The sequence below is a fragment of the Solibacillus palustris genome, from assembly GCF_022549215.1.
Lineage (GTDB): Bacteria > Bacillota > Bacilli > Bacillales_A > Planococcaceae > Solibacillus > Solibacillus daqui.
On record NZ_JAKZFC010000006.1, the window covers coordinates 111,746 to 134,919 of the forward strand.

Annotated in this window: 20 protein-coding genes and 1 pseudogene; 9 read left to right on the forward strand and 12 right to left on the reverse strand. The window is 36.1% G+C overall.

The window, feature by feature from the left end; all coding sequences use genetic code 11:
- Positions 1-139 precede the first annotated feature (139 nt).
- Genes LZ480_RS14825 through LZ480_RS14840 form a run of 4 tightly spaced genes read right to left on the reverse strand, consistent with a single transcriptional unit; the run spans position 140 to position 3,673 of the window.
- Positions 140-1,054 (reverse strand): DMT family transporter, encoded by a 915-nt coding sequence (locus tag LZ480_RS14825; RefSeq protein WP_255731473.1) that lies wholly within the window; start codon positions 1,052-1,054, stop codon positions 140-142.
- Positions 1,055-1,057: 3 nt separating this feature from the next.
- The gene (locus tag LZ480_RS14830) at positions 1,058-2,272 is read right to left on the reverse strand and encodes an amidohydrolase (RefSeq protein ID WP_241370322.1); all 1,215 of its coding nucleotides are present in this window, start codon (positions 2,270-2,272) and stop codon (positions 1,058-1,060) included.
- Entirely contained in the window at positions 2,269-3,513 is a 1,245-nt protein-coding gene (locus LZ480_RS14835) for an amidohydrolase (RefSeq protein WP_241370323.1), read from the reverse strand. Before LZ480_RS14835 ends, LZ480_RS14830 begins: the two co-directional genes overlap by 4 nt.
- Before the next feature lie 19 nt (positions 3,514-3,532).
- Complete coding sequence (locus LZ480_RS14840; RefSeq protein ID WP_241370324.1) at positions 3,533-3,673, reverse strand: hypothetical protein; 141 nt, start codon at positions 3,671-3,673, stop codon at positions 3,533-3,535.
- Between the two features lie 257 nt (positions 3,674-3,930).
- On the opposite strand from LZ480_RS14840, the pseudogene LZ480_RS14845 reads away from it, so the two are divergent.
- Positions 3,931-4,039 (forward strand): annotated as a pseudogene (locus LZ480_RS14845) (tRNA-dihydrouridine synthase); the annotation flags it as partial.
- Positions 4,040-4,331: 292 nt separating this feature from the next.
- Here the strand turns inward: LZ480_RS14845 and LZ480_RS14850 are convergent.
- A complete protein-coding gene (locus LZ480_RS14850) occupies positions 4,332-4,820 on the reverse strand; it encodes a hypothetical protein (protein WP_241370325.1) in 489 nt (162 codons plus the stop codon).
- Between the two features lie 393 nt (positions 4,821-5,213).
- On the opposite strand from LZ480_RS14850, the gene LZ480_RS14855 reads away from it, so the two are divergent.
- Positions 5,214-5,972, forward strand: a complete 759-nt coding sequence (locus tag LZ480_RS14855) for an IclR family transcriptional regulator (protein WP_241370326.1) — start codon at positions 5,214-5,216, stop codon at positions 5,970-5,972.
- Positions 5,973-6,015: 43 nt separating this feature from the next.
- On the opposite strand, the gene LZ480_RS14860 is transcribed toward LZ480_RS14855, so the two are convergent.
- Together LZ480_RS14860 and pxpB are read right to left on the reverse strand one after the other, a co-directional pair.
- The gene (locus tag LZ480_RS14860) at positions 6,016-7,014 is read right to left on the reverse strand and encodes a 5-oxoprolinase subunit C family protein (protein WP_241370327.1); all 999 of its coding nucleotides are present in this window, start codon (positions 7,012-7,014) and stop codon (positions 6,016-6,018) included.
- Positions 7,005-7,745, reverse strand: coding sequence for a 5-oxoprolinase subunit PxpB (gene pxpB / locus LZ480_RS14865; protein ID WP_241370328.1), 741 nt, complete (start codon positions 7,743-7,745; stop codon positions 7,005-7,007). The genes LZ480_RS14860 and pxpB overlap by 10 nt, the downstream gene beginning before the upstream one ends.
- A gap of 274 nt (positions 7,746-8,019) precedes the next feature.
- Between pxpB and pxpA the strand changes: the two genes are divergently transcribed.
- Positions 8,020-8,796 carry a 5-oxoprolinase subunit PxpA gene (gene pxpA / locus LZ480_RS14870; protein WP_241370329.1) on the forward strand — a complete coding sequence of 259 codons (777 nt, stop codon included), beginning with the start codon at positions 8,020-8,022 and terminating at the stop codon, positions 8,794-8,796.
- Complete coding sequence (locus tag LZ480_RS14875; RefSeq protein ID WP_241370330.1) at positions 8,786-10,036, forward strand: NRAMP family divalent metal transporter; 1,251 nt, start codon at positions 8,786-8,788, stop codon at positions 10,034-10,036. The genes pxpA and LZ480_RS14875 overlap by 11 nt, the downstream gene beginning before the upstream one ends.
- 1,052 nt (positions 10,037-11,088) lie before the next feature.
- Here LZ480_RS14875 and LZ480_RS14880 read toward each other — a convergent pair.
- Both LZ480_RS14880 and LZ480_RS14885 read right to left on the reverse strand, forming a co-directional pair.
- Positions 11,089-12,936 carry a serine hydrolase domain-containing protein gene (locus LZ480_RS14880; protein WP_241370331.1) on the reverse strand — a complete coding sequence of 616 codons (1,848 nt, stop codon included), beginning with the start codon at positions 12,934-12,936 and terminating at the stop codon, positions 11,089-11,091.
- A gap of 282 nt (positions 12,937-13,218) precedes the next feature.
- Complete coding sequence (locus tag LZ480_RS14885) at positions 13,219-14,172, reverse strand: NHL repeat-containing protein (RefSeq protein ID WP_241370332.1); 954 nt, start codon at positions 14,170-14,172, stop codon at positions 13,219-13,221.
- A 292-nt stretch (positions 14,173-14,464) separates the two neighbouring features.
- Between LZ480_RS14885 and LZ480_RS14890 the strand changes: the two genes are divergently transcribed.
- Positions 14,465-14,752 carry a hypothetical protein gene (locus LZ480_RS14890; protein WP_241370333.1) on the forward strand — a complete coding sequence of 96 codons (288 nt, stop codon included), beginning with the start codon at positions 14,465-14,467 and terminating at the stop codon, positions 14,750-14,752.
- Positions 14,753-14,899: 147 nt separating this feature from the next.
- On the opposite strand, the gene LZ480_RS14895 is transcribed toward LZ480_RS14890, so the two are convergent.
- The gene (locus tag LZ480_RS14895; RefSeq protein ID WP_241370334.1) at positions 14,900-16,090 is read right to left on the reverse strand and encodes a M14 family metallopeptidase; all 1,191 of its coding nucleotides are present in this window, start codon (positions 16,088-16,090) and stop codon (positions 14,900-14,902) included.
- Positions 16,091-16,312: 222 nt separating this feature from the next.
- Here LZ480_RS14895 and LZ480_RS14900 point away from each other — a divergent pair, with 222 nt between their 5' ends.
- Positions 16,313-16,492 (forward strand): hypothetical protein, encoded by a 180-nt coding sequence (locus LZ480_RS14900; protein ID WP_241370335.1) that lies wholly within the window; start codon positions 16,313-16,315, stop codon positions 16,490-16,492.
- A 458-nt stretch (positions 16,493-16,950) separates the two neighbouring features.
- Here LZ480_RS14900 and LZ480_RS14905 read toward each other — a convergent pair whose 3' ends face one another.
- Entirely contained in the window at positions 16,951-17,550 is a 600-nt protein-coding gene (locus LZ480_RS14905; protein ID WP_241370336.1) for a YitT family protein, read from the reverse strand.
- 220 nt (positions 17,551-17,770) lie between these two features.
- Between LZ480_RS14905 and LZ480_RS14910 the strand changes: the two genes are divergently transcribed.
- The 3 genes from LZ480_RS14910 (at position 17,771) to LZ480_RS14920 (ending at position 21,881) form a co-directional block, all read left to right on the forward strand.
- Entirely contained in the window at positions 17,771-19,339 is a 1,569-nt protein-coding gene (locus LZ480_RS14910; RefSeq protein ID WP_241370337.1) for an alkaline phosphatase family protein, read from the forward strand.
- A 154-nt stretch (positions 19,340-19,493) separates the two neighbouring features.
- Positions 19,494-20,219 carry a ZIP family metal transporter gene (locus LZ480_RS14915; protein ID WP_241370338.1) on the forward strand — a complete coding sequence of 242 codons (726 nt, stop codon included), beginning with the start codon at positions 19,494-19,496 and terminating at the stop codon, positions 20,217-20,219.
- Between the two features lie 378 nt (positions 20,220-20,597).
- On the forward strand, positions 20,598-21,881 hold the full coding sequence (locus LZ480_RS14920) for an aminotransferase class V-fold PLP-dependent enzyme (RefSeq protein ID WP_241370339.1): 1,284 nt from the start codon (positions 20,598-20,600) through the stop codon (positions 21,879-21,881).
- A gap of 240 nt (positions 21,882-22,121) precedes the next feature.
- Here the strand turns inward: LZ480_RS14920 and LZ480_RS14925 are convergent, their stop codons facing one another.
- Positions 22,122-23,075, reverse strand: a complete 954-nt coding sequence (locus LZ480_RS14925) for a LysR family transcriptional regulator (protein ID WP_241370340.1) — start codon at positions 23,073-23,075, stop codon at positions 22,122-22,124.
- Positions 23,076-23,174 lie beyond the last annotated feature (99 nt).

Sequence of the window (23,174 nt, forward strand, 5' to 3'; positions counted from 1 at the left end):
CCTCAAAACTAAAAGCAGTTCAAAATTTACACTGAGTAAAATTTGAACTGCATTATTTTTATTTCTACTTCTTAGCTATTGTTCTCCGTTCTGGCGGACGCTTTTCTGGAGGCACGGGCTCAAGTAATAAAAAAACAAACTACTCATTAAAATTGTAGTTTGCTTTTAACACTTTTTGCGGTAGCACTTTATCATTCACTATAACTGAAATTACAATCCCTACCAATACGAGTACACCACCGATAATGTGATTTGACTGGATAATGGCTTGTAAAATAATCATACTCAATATCATCGTGATGATAGGCTCTAAATTTAGTAATATCGCGGCATTTGTAGAGCCAACTTCGTGTTGTTTTGCGTTCCATACAAGGTTACTCACACCATGTACGAGAATAGCTGAAATGATTAATAATAAAATGATAGGTAATTCTGCTACCTGTTTTACGGGCACTTGTGCGAAAAATAAAAAAGGGAGCAGTGCAATACAGCCTAGAAAACTTGTGAAAAAAGTGATTGTAAAACTATCAAGCTCTTTCCGTAATACATCAAGCATTACGAGGAAAATCGCAAAGCTAAGCATTGTACAAAAACTAAAAAATTCCCCGATGCCAAACTGTATGCTAGCTCCTTGTTTTGCTGAAATAATAAAGCCGACACCTATGAAAGAAATGATAGAACCGAGCCAAAACAGACAGCTTTTTCTTTCCCCCCGCACAATGCCGTTAATAATTCCTGTAATAATGGGTGTGAGTGCTAAAATATAGGCAGCTGTAATAGGGCTCGTCGTTTCCAAACTTTTGAAAAAGCTCAAATGGTTAATGCTTACACCGAGAATAGCTGCGATGCATAGTAATAGCCATTGTTTCGGACGAATACGTGCTTTTCGTATAATAGGAAAGCCGATGATGCCTAAAAATAAACTAATACAAATTAACCGATAAATCGAGACGTGCAGCGCTGACCAATAATTGACCAGCACTGCACCTATAATAAAGTTGGATGCCCATAAACTAACACAAAAAATAAGAGTTCCATAAATTTTTAACTTCATAAATTATTGCTTAAAAAATACTCCTTTATTCATCAATAGACGTTTTGCTGTTGGTCTTGCTACAACTTCAGCACTACAGCTAGATGCGACAAAAACAAAGCTTGCCTCATCACCAACTTGTGGCCATTGTATTTTCCCTTCATTGTCAAGTGGTGTGGTGCCATTTGTAATGTATGCTAAGCTTTGGCGAAGTTCCCGCTCTGTAATTTTACGTGTAACATCAGCAAATGTACAAACTTTTTGTAAAATGTCCCCCGAACCATAAGGACTCCAAGAATCATAGAATCCATCACATCCGAAATGCACGTTTACACCATGTGCTGTTAATAAATCAATCGGTGGAATATTACGTCCTAAATTAAACGGCACTGTCGACATAATTGCGACATTGTGTTTTTTTAATCGTTGCGCCATAGCAATCTGCTCAGGTACTGTAACATCACCTAAGGAGAAAGAATGACTAAAATCCGTTTTCCCTTTAAAATCATTTTCCTCGACCATATCTAGCCATTTATCAATCGTGTAATAACCTAAATGTCCATTATCATGTAAATGGAAATCTACATCTACATTAAATTCTTGGGCGATCCCCATCGTCGTATGTAAAGACTTTTCTATATTGCGATCGATTCCACCTGGATCTAATCCACCAAGCATTGTCGCACCATTACGTAATGCTTCACGTAATAAATTTGGGACATCATCTCGCAGTAGCCCGTGCTGTGGGAAGGCGATTACATCTGCAATGACATAATCTTTATATTTATCGAGTGCTTTTAAAACGCCTTCTAAATTTTTCAATCCAATATATGGATCGATATTTACGTGCGTACGGATATGGTTTGAGCCAAATCCTAAAATTTTCTCAATCATAGCGCTCGCACGTTGCTCACAATTTTCGGCTAAAGCTGAAAGTTCAAGTGACTCTAAATGCAAACGCTCTTCAAGTCCACTCACAGTACGGCAAGCTTTCCACGGTAAAGATAAGTATGTTTTATCTAAATGATTGTGCATTTCTTTAAAGGCAGGTAATGCTAACTGACCTTGCATATCTTGTGCATTTTCAGGTTGGAATGAAGCGTCATTTTCCTTTAATTGAACGATACGTCCATTGTCATCAATTTCGATATTGAATAAATTTGTCTTTGTACGGATACTTCCATCTTCGTGTAACTCTTCGCCTGTTTCTAAACGAACATTTAATAACCATTGATTCATCGGTAAGCTCCTTTCAATTCAATATTATCCTCATAAATAATCGCACCGTTTGAAATGACAGTAGTAATAGGACAATTGCGGGCAATTGTATGTGCTGCACTCACTGCATCAACGAGTAATGCATTTGCTGTTTGTCCAACTTTCGGCCATACTTGCTCACCTTGTGCATTCAGTGGAGTAATACCACCTGTTGCATATTTCAAAGATTGGCTTAACTGATATTCATTAATAAATTTAAAGCGCTCAGCTAATACATTCAGTTTCTGTATCGTATTGCCAGTCCCAAAAGGAGACCAGTGATCTGTTAAACTATCATGTCCAACGGAAACTTGTACACCATTTTCATATAAATAAGGAATAGGGATTGTCGAGCGATTTTGTCCAATTGGTACTGTAGTTGTCACATCAATATTAAATGATGCAAGACGCTTCGTGAGCTTTTCTAAAGAAGTACCTTGTAAATCTGATAATGCAATTGCATGGCTAATTGTTACCTTATTTTTAAAGTTATGCTTTTCTAATAAATCCATCATTACATGGAATTCATGCTCACCAAGCGTATCGCGGTCATGTAGGTGAATATCGATATGTTTATCATAATCAATAGCAATTTGAATCATCGTTTCTAAAGATTGGTGTGTTGCGCGGTCAACAATTGCTGGGTCTACACCACCAACATGAGTTGCTCCTTTTTCCATCGCTTCACGCATTAAAGGTTCAACGGCTGATCGAATTAAACCGTGCTGTGGAAACGCGACGATCTCGTATGTAATTTTATCTTGGAATGATGCCAATACTTCCATCGTTATATCGATGTGTTTCGTACCGATTTGCGGATCAACATTACAATGTGAACGAATATGTGTATGTCCATTAGCGATTAGATGTTCCACCATTTTGATGGCACGCTCTTTCGCATAAGGAAGTTGCTTCGGTAGTAAAGTTTGCTCTTCTTCAATGCGCGTTAAGATACCTTTCGTTATTGCTGTAGGTGCTTTCCATTCTCCACCAAAATACGTTTTATCAATGTGAATATGCATTTCACGGAAGGAGGGCAACAATAATTGCTCGTGGGCCTCCATTACTTGCATATCAGATGTCACTTCAATTACAGGCTCAATCTGCGTAAATTGTCCGTCTTCTATTAAAATATCGAAAGGAGCAATCGTTGTCCCTATAACTACGCCGTCTTCATATTGATAACCCGTTTCTAAATGAACTTGCTTAATCAATTGTTTCATGTAAAAGTCACCCTTTCGTTTATTTTGAAATTTCTACATCATTAATTATTGTGTAGTTTGATGCAACTATCCGAATGTTCTGTACTTTATTGCTATAAATACCTAAGTGCTCGTAATTACGAACAGGAATATAGACAACTTCTTCAAGCTCAATTTTCATTGCTTCTTCTTATAAACTTTCCCGTTTTTCTAATACTCCTTCACTACGGGCTTCCTCGATTAATTTATCTACATCTTTATAATAATCTGCACTCACAATAAAAACAATTCAGATTATTAAGAAAACGTCTCAAGGACATTAGGGGCATAAATGAATAAAGCTAGGTACGAGTGTTTGACTATGTACCAATAATGAGAGAATTTGAATTTATATATGAATACGATTTACCGAAACCTGTTTTTGTACTTGCTCAAGAGAACGGCCTTGTTTTACGTCCAGACGTTGCCGCTGAAATTATACAAGCAGCAAAAGCAGGAGGACTGCCTGTAAGTGTAAACAACAAGACTTGGTTACTTGGATTTAGAGTAGTGGGGGGAATGGCTAACGCATACATTTCTAATTGAAAGGTATCAACATCCACTAAATTGGGTGAAGGAATATGAGGAAGCTGTTGAAAATGGTACAGACCCTAGGCCAGGTTTAAAGAAGAACTACCGGGATATAAAAAAACAAATCAATTTCCAACGTCTATTTTAGACTTTGACAGTAGTGGCAGTGCCGAAAAATCCGATACCCATTGGAATTTCAGGCACAGCTTTTTGAGTTTTAGTTAATTTCTGAATTGCTTTTGAACCCAGTACACGTCATTATATTGTCCTCAACATAAAACGACAATACGATACGGCGTGGTTTGAGCTGGGATGCTTCTTGTCGTAGGTCCGTAGTTTACAATTAAATCGTGGTTTCCTGGATATCCTGAAAAGAATTGTCCATTTGTTAAAACGATGTGGGTATTAGAAGATAAATTTAATTGTAATTGCCCATCACTACTCACTAATTGACTATTAAAAAAATCAACTTTTACATTCTGATTTGGGTTATCCTTTACCATCACAAGCGCTCGATATTGTGGAGGGTAAATAAGGACAGTAGGCGCATTTCCGTCATAATAGCCTGTCACGCGATCCCCCACTACTAACATTTCATGGTCAACGAAGTAAGTTGAAGGTGAAACGACGAAATTTACGATGACTCCCAAATTATTTCTTACAGTAAAAAATTTATTACAACCTTTTTTTTCACCCTCACCTGCATTAAAATTAGTAATCTCCGTTATCGTTCCGTGAAACGAATGAAAACTTGTCATATTATACCTCCGTAATTAAAAGATAAAGTCCTTCTCGCGGTACCAATTTTACATTAAGTTGAAAAAACGTGTGAAAGCTCCAGTAAGTTAGCTCCTAAACATTATATGTAGAAAAGAAGAAAATGGACTCTTCACCTGGGTAACCGAAAGTTCAACAATTACTTTTACCCACGGAGCAAGTCATCTCGTCCGTATTACCCGATATACAAGGTATACAAAAACAGTAAGTTGTTAGGTATAATTAGAATTTGAAAAAGAAAGATAAGCCAATTAGACGGATAAAAAATCTATGAACCTATTTTACAGTGGTTATTAGAAGGAATTCATTCGAAATTAAGAAGAATATATATTGTCTTAAATTAAAGCCTAAAACGAAAGGAAGACAAACCTGAATTGACAAATAAAAATAAAACAGTTGTTCGTTCAATGGACATCTTAAATCTATTTATCGATCATATAGAACTGTCATTTCAAGAAGTAATTGAGTTATCAGGAATCCCTAAAACGACTGCTTTCCGCATGTTAAAATCATTAGAGGAAATGGAGTTACTAGAAAAGGGGGCGGATGCAAAGTATAGGTTGGGTATTTTGTTCCTTAAATTTGGACACCTTGTTTCCATGCGTTTGGATGTACGGAAAATTGCCTATCCGATTATGAATGAGTTACATAATGATACAAAAGAAGCGATTAATTTAATTGTGCGTGATGGTGATGAAGCTATTTATATAGAGAAAGTGGATACGAAGCAAAAAGTTCGACTTTATACAGCAATCGGTAGAAAAAGTTCTCTCTATGCGGGGGCATGCTCTCGTGCTGTCTTATCTTTTTTACCAGATGGTGAAATAAAGGAATATCTTGAATCGATAGAACTTAAACCATTTGCAAAGGGAACAATTACCGATAAGGAAAGGCTTTATGAAGCGATTGTTCATGCAAGAGAACATGGTTATACAATTAGCCATTCAGAATTAGAGAATTATACATCTGCTATTGCAGCGCCGATTTTCGATCATACAGGCGAAGTCATTGCGGCCATGAGCATCGCAGGCTTGGAGACCAATTACCAAGAAGGCAGGGCTGAAATTTTCGTGGAGAAACTAAAAATGGCCACAGCCGAAATATCTAGACAATTGGGTTATGAACAGCTTTAAAAAACGGGGAGTCTCAAACTTTAATTGAGACTCCCTAATGTACTCACAATTGATGCAACCTTTTTATACTTAGTCCAAATGCCAAGTTATTCATTTCTTTCTCTTGATGGATTAATGCCCACTGCGCCTCTTCAAGCGTGACTTCTTTAAAAAATACCTCACAATTTGCTTGCATTTGTGCTAAAGATGGTAAATCGACAGAAATAACCTGTCCGATTTTCGGATAGCCCCCCGTTGTTTGACGATCCGCCATTAAAATAATCGGTTGCCCATTAGAAGGGACTTGAATTGTCCCAAATGTAACCCCTTCAGATAATAATTCAAACGGCTCTTTTAATTGGACATCTTCTCCTTCCAATCGATAGCCCATTCGATCGGAGTGTGTTGAGATGGTGTAAGGCGTTGAAAAGAATTTTTTTAAACATTCTTCATCAAATCGCTCATATTCAGAGCCTCTGATAATACGGATTGTTTGTGTTTTTTTGAATGTAACAAAAGGTGTGTAATGAACGGACCAAGAAAGATAAGAGGTTTTCTTTTGTAATTGATTAAAAAGATCCTCTCCAGATTCTGTTCGTGTATTGCATTCAAAAACATCATTCTTTTGCAGTTTTCTTCCTTGAAAACCTCCAATGCCAGCACGTACGTAGGTACTTTTACTACCCATTACTTCGGGTACTTGAATGCCTCCACTAAATGATACATAAGCGCGGCTACCACTAATCGCAGCCTTAAATTTTAAAACCGATCCTTTTCGAATAAAAAGCGGTTGCCACATTGGGACTTCTTTTTCATCTATTGTCGGTTGTAGATTCCCACCTGTAATGGCAATGAGTTCATCACTTTCAAATAACAGGCTAGTGCCAAAAAGTGTGACCTCCAATGCGCCTTCTCCTTCAGAATTTCCAACGAGTAAATTTGCAATTCGTAAGGAATTTGAATCCATTGCTCCTCCTACGATAACCCCAAACTTTTGCAGTCCAAATCTTCCTAAGTCTTGAATCGTTGCAAGCATACCAGGCTGCAATACCTTTACTCCCATGATTTCACCTCCAAATCTTTCGCATAGTCCTCCACTGAAATAGGCACAAATTGAATTCGATCTCCTGGTTGTAATAAAGTCGGAGGAGATTGTTCAGGGAGAAATAGACGAGATGGTGTTCGTCCGATAATTTGCCATCCACCTGGTGTTTCTAATGGATAAATCCCTGTTTGGCTACCCGCAATTCCAACAGATCCAGGTGCAATTGCTAAACGTGGCGATTCTTTTCGTGGTGTTGCAATTTGTTTGTCCATTCCGCCCATAAAGGGGAAACCTGGAGCAAAGCCTAACATGTAGACAAGATATTGTGCAGAAGAATGGATTTTAATAACTTCACTAGGTGTTAAACCGTTATAAGATGCTACAAATTCTAAGTCTGGTCCCATCTCACCACCATATGCTACAGGTATTTTTACAAGACGATTATTAGTCATTTCAGCTATATTAGATTGATTCATTAAAGAAAGAATTTTAGTTTTTGCGTTTTCGTAAGGCGATTGAACACCTTTTTCCAAATTTGAAAAATACACATTAATCGGATTGTAATAAACGGTCACACTATTATAGGCAGGTACAGCCTCGATAAATCCGCTAAATGGATTTTTTTCTAATAAATTTAATATTGTTTTTACTTTTGTATGCGTTACCTCGTTGATTCCTTCGCCGACTTGAACAACAAGTGCAGAATCGCTCAAAGGTCTTATTTGAATAGTTTCTAATAAATTTCGCATGAAACCCACCCCCCTTAAGTTTCGTAATTCGGTATTTAAGTTTTAAATTACGGATAATAAATATTATATTTTAAGAATGCGTAAAAACAAGCGGAATGTTATTAAAAGTGAAAAAATTATATTATTTCTTAACATTTAAAATTTTTTCTTTCCTACAATAATATAATATGCTAAAATTTTTTTAAATTTCAAAACTAAAGTTCCGAATATCGGTACCAAATTTTTGGAAACGCATTCATAATAGTCCGTTAGTGAAAGAAAGTGGGGGAACAAGATGTTTCGTGTTGATTTAAACTGTGATCTAGGCGAAAGCTTTGGTCGTTATCAACTTGGAGAGCAAGAAGAAATCTTGAAATATGTAACATCTGCTAATATTGCTTGTGGTTTTCATGGTGGAGATCCAACGGTTATGCGTGAAACGGTTAAGCTAGCCATTGCTAATGGTGTGAAAATTGGGGCACACCCTGGATTACCGGATTTAATTGGCTTTGGGCGACGTGAAATGAATATTACGCCTCAAGAAGCTTATGATATGATCGTATATCAAGTTGGAGCATTGCAAGGTTTTTTAACAATTCACAATGAAACGATGCAGCATGTTAAGCCACATGGAGCACTTTATAATATGGCGGCTAAAGATCCAGCAATTGCCGAGGCCATCGCACAAGCCGTGTATGATATTTCACCTTCAATTGTGTTATTCGGTTTGTCTGGTAGTGAATTAACGAAAGCCGGAGAAAAAATTGGGCTTCAAACAGCTCATGAAGTGTTTGCAGATCGTACGTATCAGCAGGATGGTTCGTTAACGTCTCGTAAACAATCGGATGCATTGATTACGGATAATGGACAGGCTGTCGGACAAGTTGTGAAGATGGTGAAAGAAGGCAAAGTTCTATCACAGCAGCAAATCGAAGTTGGATTACGAGCAGATACAGTTTGTATTCATGGGGACGGGGAACATGCTGTAGAATTCGCGAAAGAGATTCATGCAAAATTAACAGAACAGCAAATATCTGTCTGTGCAATCAAGGAGGAACTAAATGGAAGCTAACAACAAAGTAAATCAAGAAGAACTTGAGCAAAAAAATAAAAGTAAGTTTGCGAAAAAAACGGCTAGTAAAAGCGTTTTATTAGGCGCAGCATTTTTAATGGCTACTTCATCTATCGGACCAGGTTTTTTAACACAAACAACGGTATTTACGCAGCAATTAGCTGCTAGTTTTGGATTTGTTATTTTAATTTCTTTAATTTTAGATATTGTTGCACAGGTTAATGTTTGGCGAATCATTGCTGTTTCTGGTCTACGTGGACAAGAGATTGCCAATAAAATATTGCCAGGGTTAGGTGTCGTTCTTGCCATCATGATCGTTATTGGTGGTTTAGCATTCAATATTGGGAACGTTGCTGGAGCTGGTCTAGGATTAAATGCCATGATTGGTTTAGATCCAATTACCGGAGCAGTCGTAAGTGCATTGTTTGCTATATTTATCTTTGTTTATAAAGAAGCAGGGAAGGTAATGGACAAAGTAGCGCAAATAGCTGGCGGTATTATGATTTTACTTATGGTATTTGTTGCTTTTAAAACTTCACCACCTGTAGGGGAAGCGATTGCGAATACATTTATGCCTCAAGAAATTAGCTGGTTTGCAATCGTGACGTTGGTCGGTGGATCAGTTGGCGGATACATTATGTTTGCTGGTGGTCACCGTTTGTTAGACGCTGGCATTAAAGGTCAAGAATCTTTGCCAGAAGTAACAAAAAGCTCTGTAACAGGGATTTTGATTACAGGAGTTATGCGTATTGCATTATTCTTAGCGGTTCTAGGCGTTGTATCACAAGGTTTAGCTATTGACCCTAAAAACCCACCTGCATCTGTATTCCAACTTGCTGCTGGTAATATCGGTTATCGCATGTTCGGTATGATTATGTGGGCGGCAGCGATTACTTCTGTCGTAGGTGCGGCTTACACATCTGTTTCATTTATTCGTTCATTCCATCCAAAAATTGAAAAATATCATAACTGGGTGATTATCGCATTTATCATTGTTTCAACAGCAACTTTCGCCTTCATCGGTCAGCCTGTGAATGTATTGATTATTGTTGGGGCATTAAATGCATTGATTTTACCATTATCACTTAGTGTTATTTTGATTGCAGCACATAAAAAAGACATTGTGGGTACATATAAGCACCCTCGTTGGTTAACTGTGACGGGTATAATCGTCATCGTCCTTATGGGCTATTTGAGCGTAATTACACTGATTGAACAAATGCAAAAATTATTTGGCTAATCTAACAACTATCCGTAGCATCATCAATATAGGTTACTTTATGAAGTATTCCTTTTAGATAGGTTTGGCCTGTATAAGCAATTTGATGCTTGCAAGTTAGAAATTGCAAACATATCATAAATAAAAACGACGAGTGACTTTCATAATAGCTTCTCGTCGTTTTGTAATTGTTAGGACTTCGTTATTTTGCGCAAAAAAAGACCCGGAAATTAAATTCCGGGTTTGATTAGCACTTACTAAAAGTCCTCCATGACACACTGCCTCGCTTTCACATTGAATCTTAAGATTTACTTAAGAAAACTCTGCTTTAGCTTATTCAGTTTTACTGGTCCTTCAGAGTAAACGATCATTCGCACTCATCGGGTTAACCCTCCTAGTCATTTGGATTTGAAGTGAAATCTTTAATATTATAGGTCATATTCTGTTTTTTATACGCCCCAAAAAAAATTATGTAGCATAGAGGCAATTTACAATTACGTTCCCAACTAAATATTAAAACGACAAGTAGTAACGCGGGCACGCAAGAAAGTACATAGCTGATTTTTTGACCGCGAGTTGTCGTCTTCCGATGTTTAGTAAAGCTATTAGGGTGTATAAGACACTGAATCCACCGCCAAGGTACTGAACATATTAAAGGTTTTTTTACTTTGAGACACTGGTAGAATATCACTTGTTGGCATAGATATCTTTTCGATCGTTCAATGTAACAAAAAAACACCCGGAATTTAATCAATTAAATTCCGGGCATGATTAGCACTTACTAAAAGTCCTCCATGACACACTGCCTCGCTTTCACATTGAATCTTAAGATTTACTTAAGAAAACTCTGCTTTAGCTTATTCAGTTTTGCTGGTTCTTCAGAGTAAACGATCAATCGCACTCATCGGGTTAACCCTCCTAGTCACTTGGATTTGAAGTGAAATCTTTAATAGTATAGGTCATCTTCAGTTTTTTATACGCAAAAAAAAATTGATCACATAATCGGATAAATAAATTTACTATGAAGAAAGCTCAAGAATCGTAGCAAAAAATAATGTGTAGAAATAAGGCAATTAATAATAAAGCTCCCAGCCAAATATTAAAACGACAAGTAGTAGCGCCGACACGCAAGAAAGGACATAGCCGATTTTTTGACCGCGAGTTATCGTCGTCTTTTTCCACTGAACAAATAGCGCAATTAGACAAATTATTACCACGAAGATATACGCATAATTCACTAAAAAATGAATGTTCAGCGTAGAATAAGAAGCATAATTTAGTGTTCTGTAAGCTAAAATAATTAAATTCATAATAGGTACGATTCCCGATAAAAGTAATAGTATTTCCCACTTCTTCATCACTGTGAATTGAACTTCTTTTTTTCGATTCTTTATTGATTTGATCAAAACAATTAGTAATGCAACGAGGGTGTATAAGACACTGAAAGCTACCGCCAAGGTACTGACCATTTTAAAGGTTTTCGTACTTGGAGAGATCGGTAGAATATCGCTTGTTGGCATAGATATCTTTGCCACTTTACCATCATTCAATGTAACGTGAAGATATAAATTAAATTCATTTGTAGATTTATAAAGATACGGAGCTATTTGTTCAAATGTCATCCCAAAAGCATTAAATTTGTTTCGATCTGTCGCTTCAATATTCCCGCTAATTAGCGCTCCGTACAATTTGGTAAAACCCTTATGGGGCTGCCTCGCCATACTGTAACTTCCTTCAAGCTCCTGCGTATTTGGGAATTTTTGGTTTCCGTCTGCTATGGAATATGCACCGTACACGAGTGTTGGTAAGCCGTAACTCAGTCCGAATTCACCCATTTGATTTGTCATGATAATTACACCCAATTGCTCATCTTTTGAAAATGTGAAATTGCTTGAAAAACTATCCGTATTGCCTGCATGTTCCAATACATTTACTGTATATAGTCCTTCCCAAAAACCATGTGCATTTCGAGGAAAGCCATCGCCATAGAAATCACTCGTCGTCAGCATTTCATCTAAAGTACTATTACTTTGAAATAACGGACTATTCACACCATCTGCTGGCATGAGCGCCACCATAAATTTCGCCATATCGGCTATCGTACCCATTGCACTACCTGCTGGATACAAACCAATAAAAACCCGTCCATTTTTTGCAATACTAAATTCATTGTCACCATTAACACTATATCCATAAACTGCTTCTCTGTTCGATGCTACGTCTGGATTATCTTTCTGTGTAGGATGAATCGTTGTATCCTTCATCTCCAAAACAGAAAAAATATGTTCTTTCACATAATCATAAAATGGCTGCGCGGCAATCCGTTCAACAATAAAGCCTGCGAGAGCCACACCATAGTTCGAATAGGCAACCACATCTCCTGGCTCATGTATTTGATAAGGCTCAGTAATGTGAAGCATTTCTTTCAAGGACTTTACGTCAGCTGCAGACATATAGAATAAATCTGTAAATTTCTCCTCCCAACCAGCATTATGATGCATAAGATTCAACATCGTGATGGGGGTATCATATTGCAGTTTCGTCAAAAAGTCGTCCGGCAAATATGCGCGAATATCTTCATCTAAATCTAACTTTCCCTGCTCTACAAGCTGCATCACACTAGTCCATACAAGGAGCTTCGTAACAGACCCCCATTCAAAAACAGTATCTGGTGTGACTTTTATCTGATTTTCAATATCTGCATAGCCATAGGACGTATTCATGAAAATTTCTCCGTCCTTTACAATTAACACATTTGCTCCAGCCGTAGTCCTCCCAATGTAGTTAGTTGCATATTCATCCACACGGTTCTTTAGTTCAGCGTAAGGAATCCCTGAAGGTGTCATGATTCCTTCTTTTGCAGAAGCAGCTGATACAAAACTAAGAACAAGTACTAATACCATTAAAGTAATTTTCCTCAATAAATCTCTCCCCCTTAAACATCAATATTTTTAAAATATACAATATATTGCATTTTTGTCAATTGACATTTGTTGATGGAGAATAAGTAAGTACCTTGCGGATTTACAAAAATATCTATTTAAAGTTTCTCGCCATTTATCTATCGGTTTGCTACTGTGAAATGCCCTGCAAAGCACGCGTACTACTATATTTTTATAATGAAACACGGTATCTCAAATTGTTTTTGATCTACCGTGTTTCACTGTTCTTCTCTTTTTAGTCTTTTAAATTAATAAAAATTATCACATATAATATGCTAAAGTTCCGGAGTCTGTATTGCCAAAAGTCAGATACCAAGGTGATCCTAACTGTTTCCCTGCTGGTATGAAAACGTTAAAAGTCTTTGTTTCAACATCGTAACGACGTACAGAACCTGTATCAGGACCAGTTCCCGAAATAGGCACAAACAGTTTTCCGCATGGACCAAACAAGATTGCCATTGCAAAAGCACGCGGGCTACCAACTGTATCAAGCTCAATCTTATCTAGGAATTTACCGGTTTTGCCATTGAAAATAAGAATTTTATCTGTATCGTTTTCGTCGGCACGAAAACTCGTTACATAAAGGTTACCGTCTGGACCGAAGACTAATCCTTCAGGGCGGTGTAGCTTATTGACAGCATTGCTTTCAACAAACACCTTTTTGAACGTTCTTTTTACTGGATCGAACTGTAATACCCAGCCGTCGAGTGGGTCAAAAGGATTGAAGACTGAAACATAAAGCAAACCGTCTGGACCGAAGACTACACTGCGTGGAAAAAATGGTTTATTGAAGCAAGAGTGATTAAAATTACCGAGAAATTCACCAGTAGTACCATTATACGCGCGTAGTTCTCCAGGTTGAGGTGTGTCGCCGGGGCCCTGTAAGTCTGCTACATATAATACATTGTTATAGGAAAGAACGATGCCACGTGGGGCAAATGGTGCTCCTTTTTGAATAGAACTAACAAGTTCACGTAGAAACGACCCAGTGTGTCCATTGTACTTTAATACATTACCGTTTTGTGGCTGATTCACGTTCTGGTTGGAAACGAAAAGATTACCTAGTTGGTTGAAAATAATACCTCTAGGACCATGCAATCCACCACTTTCAGATGTTACAAAAGTATCAAGGAATTTTCCAGTTGTTGCGTCAAAACGCTTGATTGTATCGTCACTTGTGTCACCAATATAAAGAAAATCTCTATAAATACCCAAAAAAGCCCTCCTTTCTATTTAAAATATTGTAAGTATTAAATTTTCATATACTTTACTTTAATAATCTATGATAAAGAAAGTGTATTGTTTTAGGGAACTATCTTGATAAAACAGCAAAATTTATATTTCTACATACACTTTTATTTGCAATAGATACTTTGAACATTAATAACGAGACATTAGGAAAAAGTAATTAATACTTATTTAACCAATAAATTGAGTGTATGGATTTCTAGCATCTAACAATACTAATATTGAAAAAAATGTGCTACGAAAGAAAGGACGAGGAACAGTGGCTAAAAAAAGGGCAGGTACACCAAGCTGGAAACAAAATCATCCAAGTACTTTATTATCAAATTCTGTTGAAAGGTCAGATCGAGCGGTAAAACAAGCAATGTCTCACCCAGAAGAAATTGCAGTAGAGCATGCCTTTCATTCTATTGAGCGTACCGAAAATGCACTTCACAATGCTGAACAGCGTCAGGAGCATTTAGATATTGTTGGACAAAATAAAGGGAAATTATCGGAAATAAAACAGCAATTACATGAAGTACAAGAAAATTTAAGAGATCCAAACTAAATCGGAGTAACCCCGTAAATTTGCTGCGACTGATAAGTTAGTGTAAAAATCTAGCTTTGAAAGGTTGCAACTAAACGAACGGGGTTATTCTTCTTGTTAAGAATTAATGAATATGCACCGGGAGTAATAATCTAATAATTCGAATAATTACCAATAAAGTGCAACTAAAAAAATTCCTAATGCTTCTTCGTAAATTTCATCGAACTGACTAATTGGCAAAGGGTTTGTACCTAGGCCTAGCTCTATAGTAAAACCTGGTCTGCGCCAATCTTGTATAAACCAATCTTTATAGCCGGCATAGCTATCAATTGTTTGAACAGGCTCATATCCGCTCACTCGCGCAAACTCGTTTACTAACTGTTCTGATTCTGGTGGTTCTAACCCTTGAAATCCCCAATAAATGACTTCGCCTTGTGTATGGAACGCTAATACTCGAGCAAAATCCATTTCTCTTGTGAGCTCTGCCATTGCAATTGACTCTGGCTGTGATAGCGGACTTTCTCCACCATAATCGCGAGGACCTGGCGTTTTTGGATTATTTTCTCTTTCTAATTCCCATTCTGCTGGGAACTGATCATTTAAATCCACTCCATTAATATTTGCTTTCCAACCTGAAAAATCGGCACTCTCACCATTCCATTCAATTAAATTTGTTCGAATCGTCTCGTTTGTAGGAGGCCCATTTAACACTAAATCTACTCCATCCGGATTAACCATCGGGACGATAGACAAATTCGTCTGAAGATATAAGGGCAATGTATAAAGTCCTCTTATCGAACCATTATTCGTTAGCGATAATAAATAATCATTTAAAAATGTCATCACAATTGGTGTTGTTATCCATTCATTTGCATGGAATGACGCATTAAAATGCACACGTTTTTGCCCGCTACCAATGTGAAGTCCTGGAATTTTATTACCTAAAACAGAATTTCCAATTGACTTATTAATAAGAAATGGATAAATCATTTGCAGTGTACTAATGTCATTCATCATTGTGCTATAGTCGTAATTTTGTTTTCCATTGACTACTCTCCAAGTTACACGAATCGGCAGCACGATTACTTGCCCGATTTGTAATCGATTGGGATTTAATGTAGGGTTCAGTAAATAAATTGCATCAGTGGGCATATTGATTCTTTGTGCGATCGCCCAAATAGAGTCACCACGTTGAATTGTATATTGATTTGTTACGTATCCAGGAATTTTAACTTTTTGATTAATTTTTAGTGCTTGGGCGTTTATATTTGGATTAGAATCAATAATTAATTGAAGAGGAAGTTTAAAAACCTGGCTATAATACCAAATGGAATCACCCGGTCTAATGAAAACGTCCAAATAGTTCCTCCCTTTATCATTCATCAATAGAAAAGTATATGAAACTGTAGTCAAATTATTATTAGACAATGGGAACCAATTATTCCAATTAAACCGAATAAACCTTGTACAACATGCAACCTAAACATTGTGAAGTGGTTGCACTTCTTGACATTAGTTAATGCGAGTAAAGCGGATAAAAAATGATTTTTCACTCACACTATTAGTGGAGGTGATTGTAGAATGGGAAGTAATAAACATAAAAACAATAAAACGCAGGATAATAAAAAACAGCAAAATCAAAATCAAAATGCTAACAGAGAGCGCGCAAACAGAGAAGAGTTCGCTCAGGAAGTAAACTTCAACCGTAATCAAAATCAAAATCAAAATCAAAATCAAAATCAAAATCAAAAAAATTGCTAAGTTTTTTTAGCCCGACCCCAATATGCACTTCATAGTGTGTATTGGGGGTTTCTTATGTATTAACCATTAAAGATAGACGAATTTGTAAAGCAAAAAACCCGGAAAATTAATTCCGGGTTTGATTACACCTACATTTTTCCTTCATGACACACTGTCATGCTTTAAGCATTGAATCTTAAGAATAACCTAAGACAACCGTGCTTGAGCATTCAGTTGATGGTTATTCAGAGTAAACGATCATTCGCACTCATCGGGTTAACCCTCCTAGTCACTTAGTTTGGAAGTGAAATCTTTAATAGTATAGGGCAATTTGAATTTTTTATACGCTAAAGATTATTTTTTTTGAACAAGTTTTATTTGAAATTATGTATTGGTTTGAAATACGGAAAAACAACAATAATTTTGTGTACATCAAGTTACTGTTCACTTTCACAAAGAAATCTCTTCCATGAGATTATCTAGGCTCGAACGATATCGACAACCATTGTTGCAATAAAATAAGTAATAATTGATATTATAGCGCCTTTCCATCCAAAAATGATTAAAGCAACTAAAAAAATGAGAATATTTAATGCAAGAATAGATTCACCCACAGAGAATGACGTTCTATTGGAGATAAGTAATGCCAACACGTCTGTGCCATCTAAAGCCCCGCCGTTTCGAATGACAATTCCAATTCCCATACCGAGTAGTAAACCACCGATGAAAATGAGTAATATGAAATTTCCTTCAACAAATGTTGAGGACCTTTCAATAATTGCAGTTGAAATCGTTAATGAAATGATCCCCAGTGTAGCTAGAAAAGCGAATCGTTTTCCAAGATGTTTAAGACCGATTAGGACAAACGGAATATTTAATATGAATAACACTACGCTAAGTGAAAAACCATATTTGTCAGATAGCATCATAGAAATACCTGTAATACCTCCATCAATTAAACCGTTTGGAATCAATATAACTTCAAGGCTAATAGCAGCCATCATTGCACCGATGATGATCCACGGGATTTTAAAGATAAGATCCAAAATATAAAACTTATATGGTTTTTTTCCTTTCAAATAAGTTCTCCTTTTATAGATGGATGTTGGAGCAAAGGAAGTAGTCGAATGGTGTATAGTTATTCCTTTAACATTACTATGAGTAATTGTAGAAGATGATTCGTATTTTGAAATAAATAATTGAGGTGAAATACTGTGGCTTATATCAATCCCTCATCTACATGTATTAATGAAATTATATCCATACTAAGGAGAAATAAATTAATTTGAAGGTGAGTCGATGAAACGAAAAATGGTAATGGCGTTTATTATATTTCTTGTCATAAGTACTGGACTTGTACTAGCAATTTCTATATCTCCAATAAAAGAGCTGGATGATTTTTCAATAAATTCAACAAAGAAGCCCGTTATACTTTTGGTCGTAGATTCATTAATGAGTGAACCATTACAAAAAGCAGTAAAAGAAGGAAAAGCACCTGCATTTGCATTTTTGATTAACAATGGACATTTTAATCAGGAGATAATTAGCTCTTATCCGACAATGTCTGTCACCATTGATAGTACGTTATTAACCGGTACGTATCCGAACCATCATAAAGTACCGGGATTGATTTGGTTTAAGGAAAATGAAAATCGAATGATTAGTTATGGAAGTGGAATCAGTGAAATATGGAATAATGGGCTGAAAAATGTTGCATTGGATAGTGTTGTTAGTCTTAATAAAGACCATTTAAGTAAAGAGGTTCAAACGATTCATGAAGAGCTAGCGAATCGGGAACTTCAATCCGCTTCGATTAATGGTCTTTTGTACCGTGGAAGTTATGAACATCAACTAAATGTCCCTAAGCTTATTACAATGGCAAATTTTTTACCAAAAGAAATTGAAATGAATGGACCAACATTGTTTTCACTTGGAGCGTTATCTCAATATAACGGAGAGAATAATTGGCATAAATTTGTATGGAATCGTATGGGAGTCAATAATCAATTCACGGTAAATGAGTTGAAATATTTAATCGAACAAAAGAAGTTACCATCCTTTACGCTTGCCTATTTACCGGATGCAGATGCTTCTATACACAAACATGGACCGGACGATTTAAAGGGCATCGAAAAAGCAGATCAGGCACTACAAGACTTATTCAATAGCTTCGTATCGTGGGAAGAAGCAATTCAAGAGGTAACGTGGATTGCACTAGGAGATAGCGGCCAATCATCCGTGAATAAAGATAAAAAAACTTCTTTAATTGATATAAATAAATCATTGAAGAATTATACGTTTTTGGAAGGCAATAAAAGAGATGCCCAACTTGCCGTCGCCATTAATGAGCGCATGGCGTACATTTACGTAAATGATCAACAAGTTGAATTATCACAAATCGTGAACATTTTAAAAGAGGACAAACGTATTGGCTTTATTGCATGGAAAGATGAGCAAACAAATTATGTTGTAAGCCCACAAAGTGATGAGGAATTTACATTTTCACCAAAGGGTACGTATGTTGATGACTATGAACAATCGTGGAAAATTGCTGGTAATACTTCAATCTTAAATTTGAAGGTAATTAATGGGGAACGTATTCAGTATCAAGATTATCCAGATGCCCTAGCAAGGCTACATGGAGCGCTTCATTCACAGGAAGGGCGTATCATTATCGTGGATGCCGAGCCGTCATATGAGTTCATTGAGGAACATAGTCATGACCATGCAGGAGGTGGCGCACATGGTAGCCTTCATAAAGTAGATTCCATTGTGCCAATGATTGTTACAGGAACAAATGAGTTCCCTCAATATAATCGACTTGTTGATGTGAAAAAATGGATTCTTCAACTATTGAGTGACACATAATTATGAAGTCACTCATTTTTTTATTGAATCTGAAGAAATACAATTAGGAATTGCGACAGGATGGGGTTACGTTTCATTTTTAATGAAGTAACAGTTACTGCATGTTACTAAAATTTCAACATAACATGTATTAACCCGATTCTGGAGGATCTAAATGCAGTATCTACCTATAATTCTTTCTTCTCTTTGTACAGGCTTAGGAGCAATACCTGTATTGTTAATTAAAAATGTTTCCCATAAAGGAAAGGATATATTGCTAGCTTATACAGCAGGCATAATGGTTGCAGCTTCAGCCTATGGTTTAATTCCGTCAGCTCTAAAACTATCTAACATAATTGTGTTGGTAATAGGGATGCTGATTGGTACATTTGTCCTCACGATATTAGAAAGTCTAATTCCACATGTTGATTTAGAGCACTCCCGCAAACCAGCGGATAATTCTAGTGTAATCATTTTGTTTTTAATTGCCATGTCCCTACATAACTTACCAGAGGGTTTGTCTGTTGGAATAAGTAATGTAAGTAATGAACAGGAGTTGGGAGCACTTGTTTCCCTTGCTATCGGACTTCAAAATGTCCCTGATGGATTTTTGGTTGCTCTATTTTTAATAACACAAAATGTAAGACATGGTAAGGCGGTTTTTTTTGCAACTATTACAGGTATTATAGAAATGTGTGCTGGACTAATTGGGATGTTATTTGGAGAATCGTTTGATTATATTATCCCTTATGGACTTGCTTTTGCTGCAGGTTCAATGCTCTTTGTTGTGTACAAAGAATTAATTCCGGAGAGTCATGGAGATGGCAATGAAAGAGCGGCAACAATAGCCTTCATTTTTGGTTTTCTTACAATGGTCATTCTAACAGATTGGTTTCGCTAAAATATCTATAACAATTGCCCAAACTTTACCGTTTGTTTTATTAGGTGAGATTGTTTTTTGAATTTAATTATTCCATGTAACTTAAAAAGCAGATGGTTTAGAAGGGGGGAATACCTCTTGTTGGCCGTCTGCTTTTCAATTTAGTTAAAAAATTTAGAAATGATTCCATGTGTAATAAAAACGAAATCAAGTATAATTTTTATTAGATATCCAAATACATTAATAGCAAATAATTATGTTCCAATTCCAACGTTATTTAGAAAAATATATAAAATTATAATTTTATTCATATTGGAGTTATGAGGTAAGTGCGATTACGATAGAAATAGAAGAAATTTGGAATAACTATTCCTAATGTAAATTGAAGGAGGGTTTAAAATGGCTAATGTAGTAAGTGGTATGTTATTTGAAACAGAATTGTTATCAGAAATTCGGGACCAGTTTGCATATATTGACTATGATCCATATTTGCAAAAAAATCGATTGTTTTTTGATAATGCGGGTGGTTCTTTAAAGTTAAAGAGAACGATTGAAGCGTTTAGAGAGTTTGATTACTTCCCAGATCATGCACAAAGAGAACATGCAACAGCGAAATATTTAGCAGATGTCGAGAAAAAAGGTTTGGAAGATATTCGAACGATTTTTAATGCTAAAGATGGCAGTATTTCAATGTATTTAACTGCTTCACAAGCAATTTTCGATGTTACGAGAGTGATTGCGGAAAATATTGCTGGAACTAATATTGTGACTACCCAATTAGAACATCCTTCCGCGTACGATTCAGCAAAATTCTATGCTGATAGATTAGGAAAAGAGTTACGAGTTGCACAGACAAACCAAACTACTGGTGGTGTAGATGTAGAAGAAATTATTAGTTTAATTGATGATAATACTTGTTTGTTGTCAGTGATTTATGCTTCTAACATTTCAGGTGCAATATTAGATATTGAAAAAATTGTTACGGAAGCAAGAAAGATTAAACCGGATTTATATATTGTTGTAGACTCTGTTCAGCACGCACCACATGGACTTATCGATTTAGAAAAAACACCAGTTGATGCAATAAATTTTGCTCCTTACAAATTCTTTGGTGTACGAGGTTGTGGCATAACATATGTATCTGATAGAACTGCAAAATTGCCGTTACATCGATTATTAGGGAAAGAAGATGGTGATATCCAATTAGGTAGCCCTGTTCCAGCACATTTTGCTGCAATTAGTGAGATTGTAAATTATGTATGTTGGATCGGAAGTAAATTTTCAAACGAAACGGACCGACGTAGATTATATGAAGAAGGTATTGAAAGAATTGCTATGCAAGAGCGTGCCTTACTTGAAACGTTATTAGATGGTACGTCGAATGTAGAGGGATTAAGACAAATTCCAAGGGTTACGGTTCATTTAGATTATGAAGATTTAACTAAAAGAGACTTCATTATAGCTATTAGTATTGAAGGAATTGATTATAAAGAGGCTATTAATCTATATGAAAAAGAAAATGTAATCGTTTACGAACGTGTAGCTACAAGTATCTATTCTAAACGAATGTTAGAGTCATTCGATTTAGATGGTGCGATTCGATTGTCTCCCTTGCACTGCAACTCGATTGAAGAAATCGAAGCGTTTTTAGAAGTAACAAAAAAAATAGTGGAAGAAAATTAATAACGTGCTGTTCAAAGTCATAACTTTTTGGACAGTGCAAGCATCGTGTCGTATTAATCCGCTTTAGGCGGTGCTTCTGCGGTGGTCGCAAGATAAGAACGAATGCTAAAACCGTCACGTCCTGTGGCAACGCATTCATGACCAGCATCATGCTGGCCTCCATCCTCGGCGCAAAGGGAGTGTCCCAGAAATACTTCTTGGACACTCCCTTTCTTATTATTGAGAGCACTTGAAAGAAAATTAGTAATAATTGATAGCGTTTTTAATAAATGAAATAAATTGTTCTTGTGAACTAGAAAGCTTATTTGATTTTTTATAATATAACATAATATTTTGGAACGCTAATGGATCGTCTATTTTATAAAAATATAATTTTTCCGTCGAAGACAAATATCGAGTGATACTAGCTCGAATGAAAGTAATTCCAATTCCCTTATTTGCAATTTCGTATGAAGTTAATAGTTGATCTAAATACATAGAAACTTTAGGTGTAAAACCAGCGTTTTTGCATATTTTAAAACTTCTTTGATACATGTCATGGCCTTTTTTTAAAAGGATGAAGGTTTCATTTTCGAAAAGCTTCAGAGAAATCTTTGGATACTTTTCATTTTTATACGTACCGTCTGTAATATCGTGAAATGTTAAACGATTTTTTTTTAGTTTTTCATTTATTTTTAGGTGAGAAGGGACCGCCAATAATAGATCCTCTTTACTCCAAATGTTAGAATGAAATAATTTCGATTCAGATTTGTTTTCAACGTCAATAATTAAATCCACGTCTCCTTCACGTAAATATTTTATTAGAAGATCTGTATTGCCTTCAGTTAAATTTACCGTGTAATCCGCATATTCCGTGTTGAACTGCTGCACTAATTTTGGAAGAACATATGTACAAAAAAATGAGGTACCACCAATATAAATTGTATTTTGGTATTGTTCCTTTAACTCGTCAAAATACGAACGCATCTCTTTTTCTAAATGCATTATATTTTCAATCGTGCTTATATAATGCTGTCCAGCAGGTGTTAATTTAATTGGATTATTGCTCCGATCAAAAATTGGTAACCCAATTGTTTCCTCAACTTTTTTTATCGTAGAACTTAAGGCTGGTTGGGAAATATATAATGCTTCCGCCGCTTTTGAAAAGCTTTTATACTTATATACCGCGTATACATAGTCCATGTTTTTGAGCATACGATCTCCTCGTTTCAGCTAGAATATGTCTTTATGAAAAGTGTTTATTAAATTGTATTCAAAAATATCTTAATATTCAAATATTTATAGGTTATAAGT

What these genes read in the sequence shown, in the direction of transcription:
- LZ480_RS14825 (WP_255731473.1), bottom strand. Translation starts at nt 1,054, where the DNA reads ATGAAGTTAAAAATTTATGGAACTCTTATTTTTTGTGTTAGTTTATGG.
- LZ480_RS14830 (WP_241370322.1), bottom strand. Translation starts at nt 2,272, where the DNA reads ATGAATCAATGGTTATTAAATGTTCGTTTAGAAACAGGCGAAGAGTTA.
- LZ480_RS14835 (WP_241370323.1), bottom strand. Translation starts at nt 3,513, where the DNA reads ATGAAACAATTGATTAAGCAAGTTCATTTAGAAACGGGTTATCAATAT.
- LZ480_RS14840 (WP_241370324.1), bottom strand. Translation starts at nt 3,673, where the DNA reads ATGAAAATTGAGCTTGAAGAAGTTGTCTATATTCCTGTTCGTAATTAC.
- LZ480_RS14850 (WP_241370325.1), bottom strand. Translation starts at nt 4,820, where the DNA reads ATGACAAGTTTTCATTCGTTTCACGGAACGATAACGGAGATTACTAAT.
- LZ480_RS14860 (WP_241370327.1), bottom strand. Translation starts at nt 7,014, where the DNA reads ATGGGAGTAAAGGTATTGCAGCCTGGTATGCTTGCAACGATTCAAGAC.
- pxpB (WP_241370328.1), bottom strand. Translation starts at nt 7,745, where the DNA reads ATGCGAAATTTATTAGAAACTATTCAAATAAGACCTTTGAGCGATTCT.
- pxpA (WP_241370329.1), top strand. Translation starts at nt 8,020, where the DNA reads ATGTTTCGTGTTGATTTAAACTGTGATCTAGGCGAAAGCTTTGGTCGT.
- LZ480_RS14875 (WP_241370330.1), top strand. Translation starts at nt 8,786, where the DNA reads ATGGAAGCTAACAACAAAGTAAATCAAGAAGAACTTGAGCAAAAAAAT.
- LZ480_RS14900 (WP_241370335.1), top strand. Translation starts at nt 16,313, where the DNA reads ATGGGAAGTAATAAACATAAAAACAATAAAACGCAGGATAATAAAAAA.
- LZ480_RS14910 (WP_241370337.1), top strand. Translation starts at nt 17,771, where the DNA reads ATGAAACGAAAAATGGTAATGGCGTTTATTATATTTCTTGTCATAAGT.
- LZ480_RS14915 (WP_241370338.1), top strand. Translation starts at nt 19,494, where the DNA reads ATGCAGTATCTACCTATAATTCTTTCTTCTCTTTGTACAGGCTTAGGA.
- LZ480_RS14920 (WP_241370339.1), top strand. Translation starts at nt 20,598, where the DNA reads ATGGCTAATGTAGTAAGTGGTATGTTATTTGAAACAGAATTGTTATCA.
- LZ480_RS14925 (WP_241370340.1), bottom strand. Translation starts at nt 23,075, where the DNA reads ATGCTCAAAAACATGGACTATGTATACGCGGTATATAAGTATAAAAGC.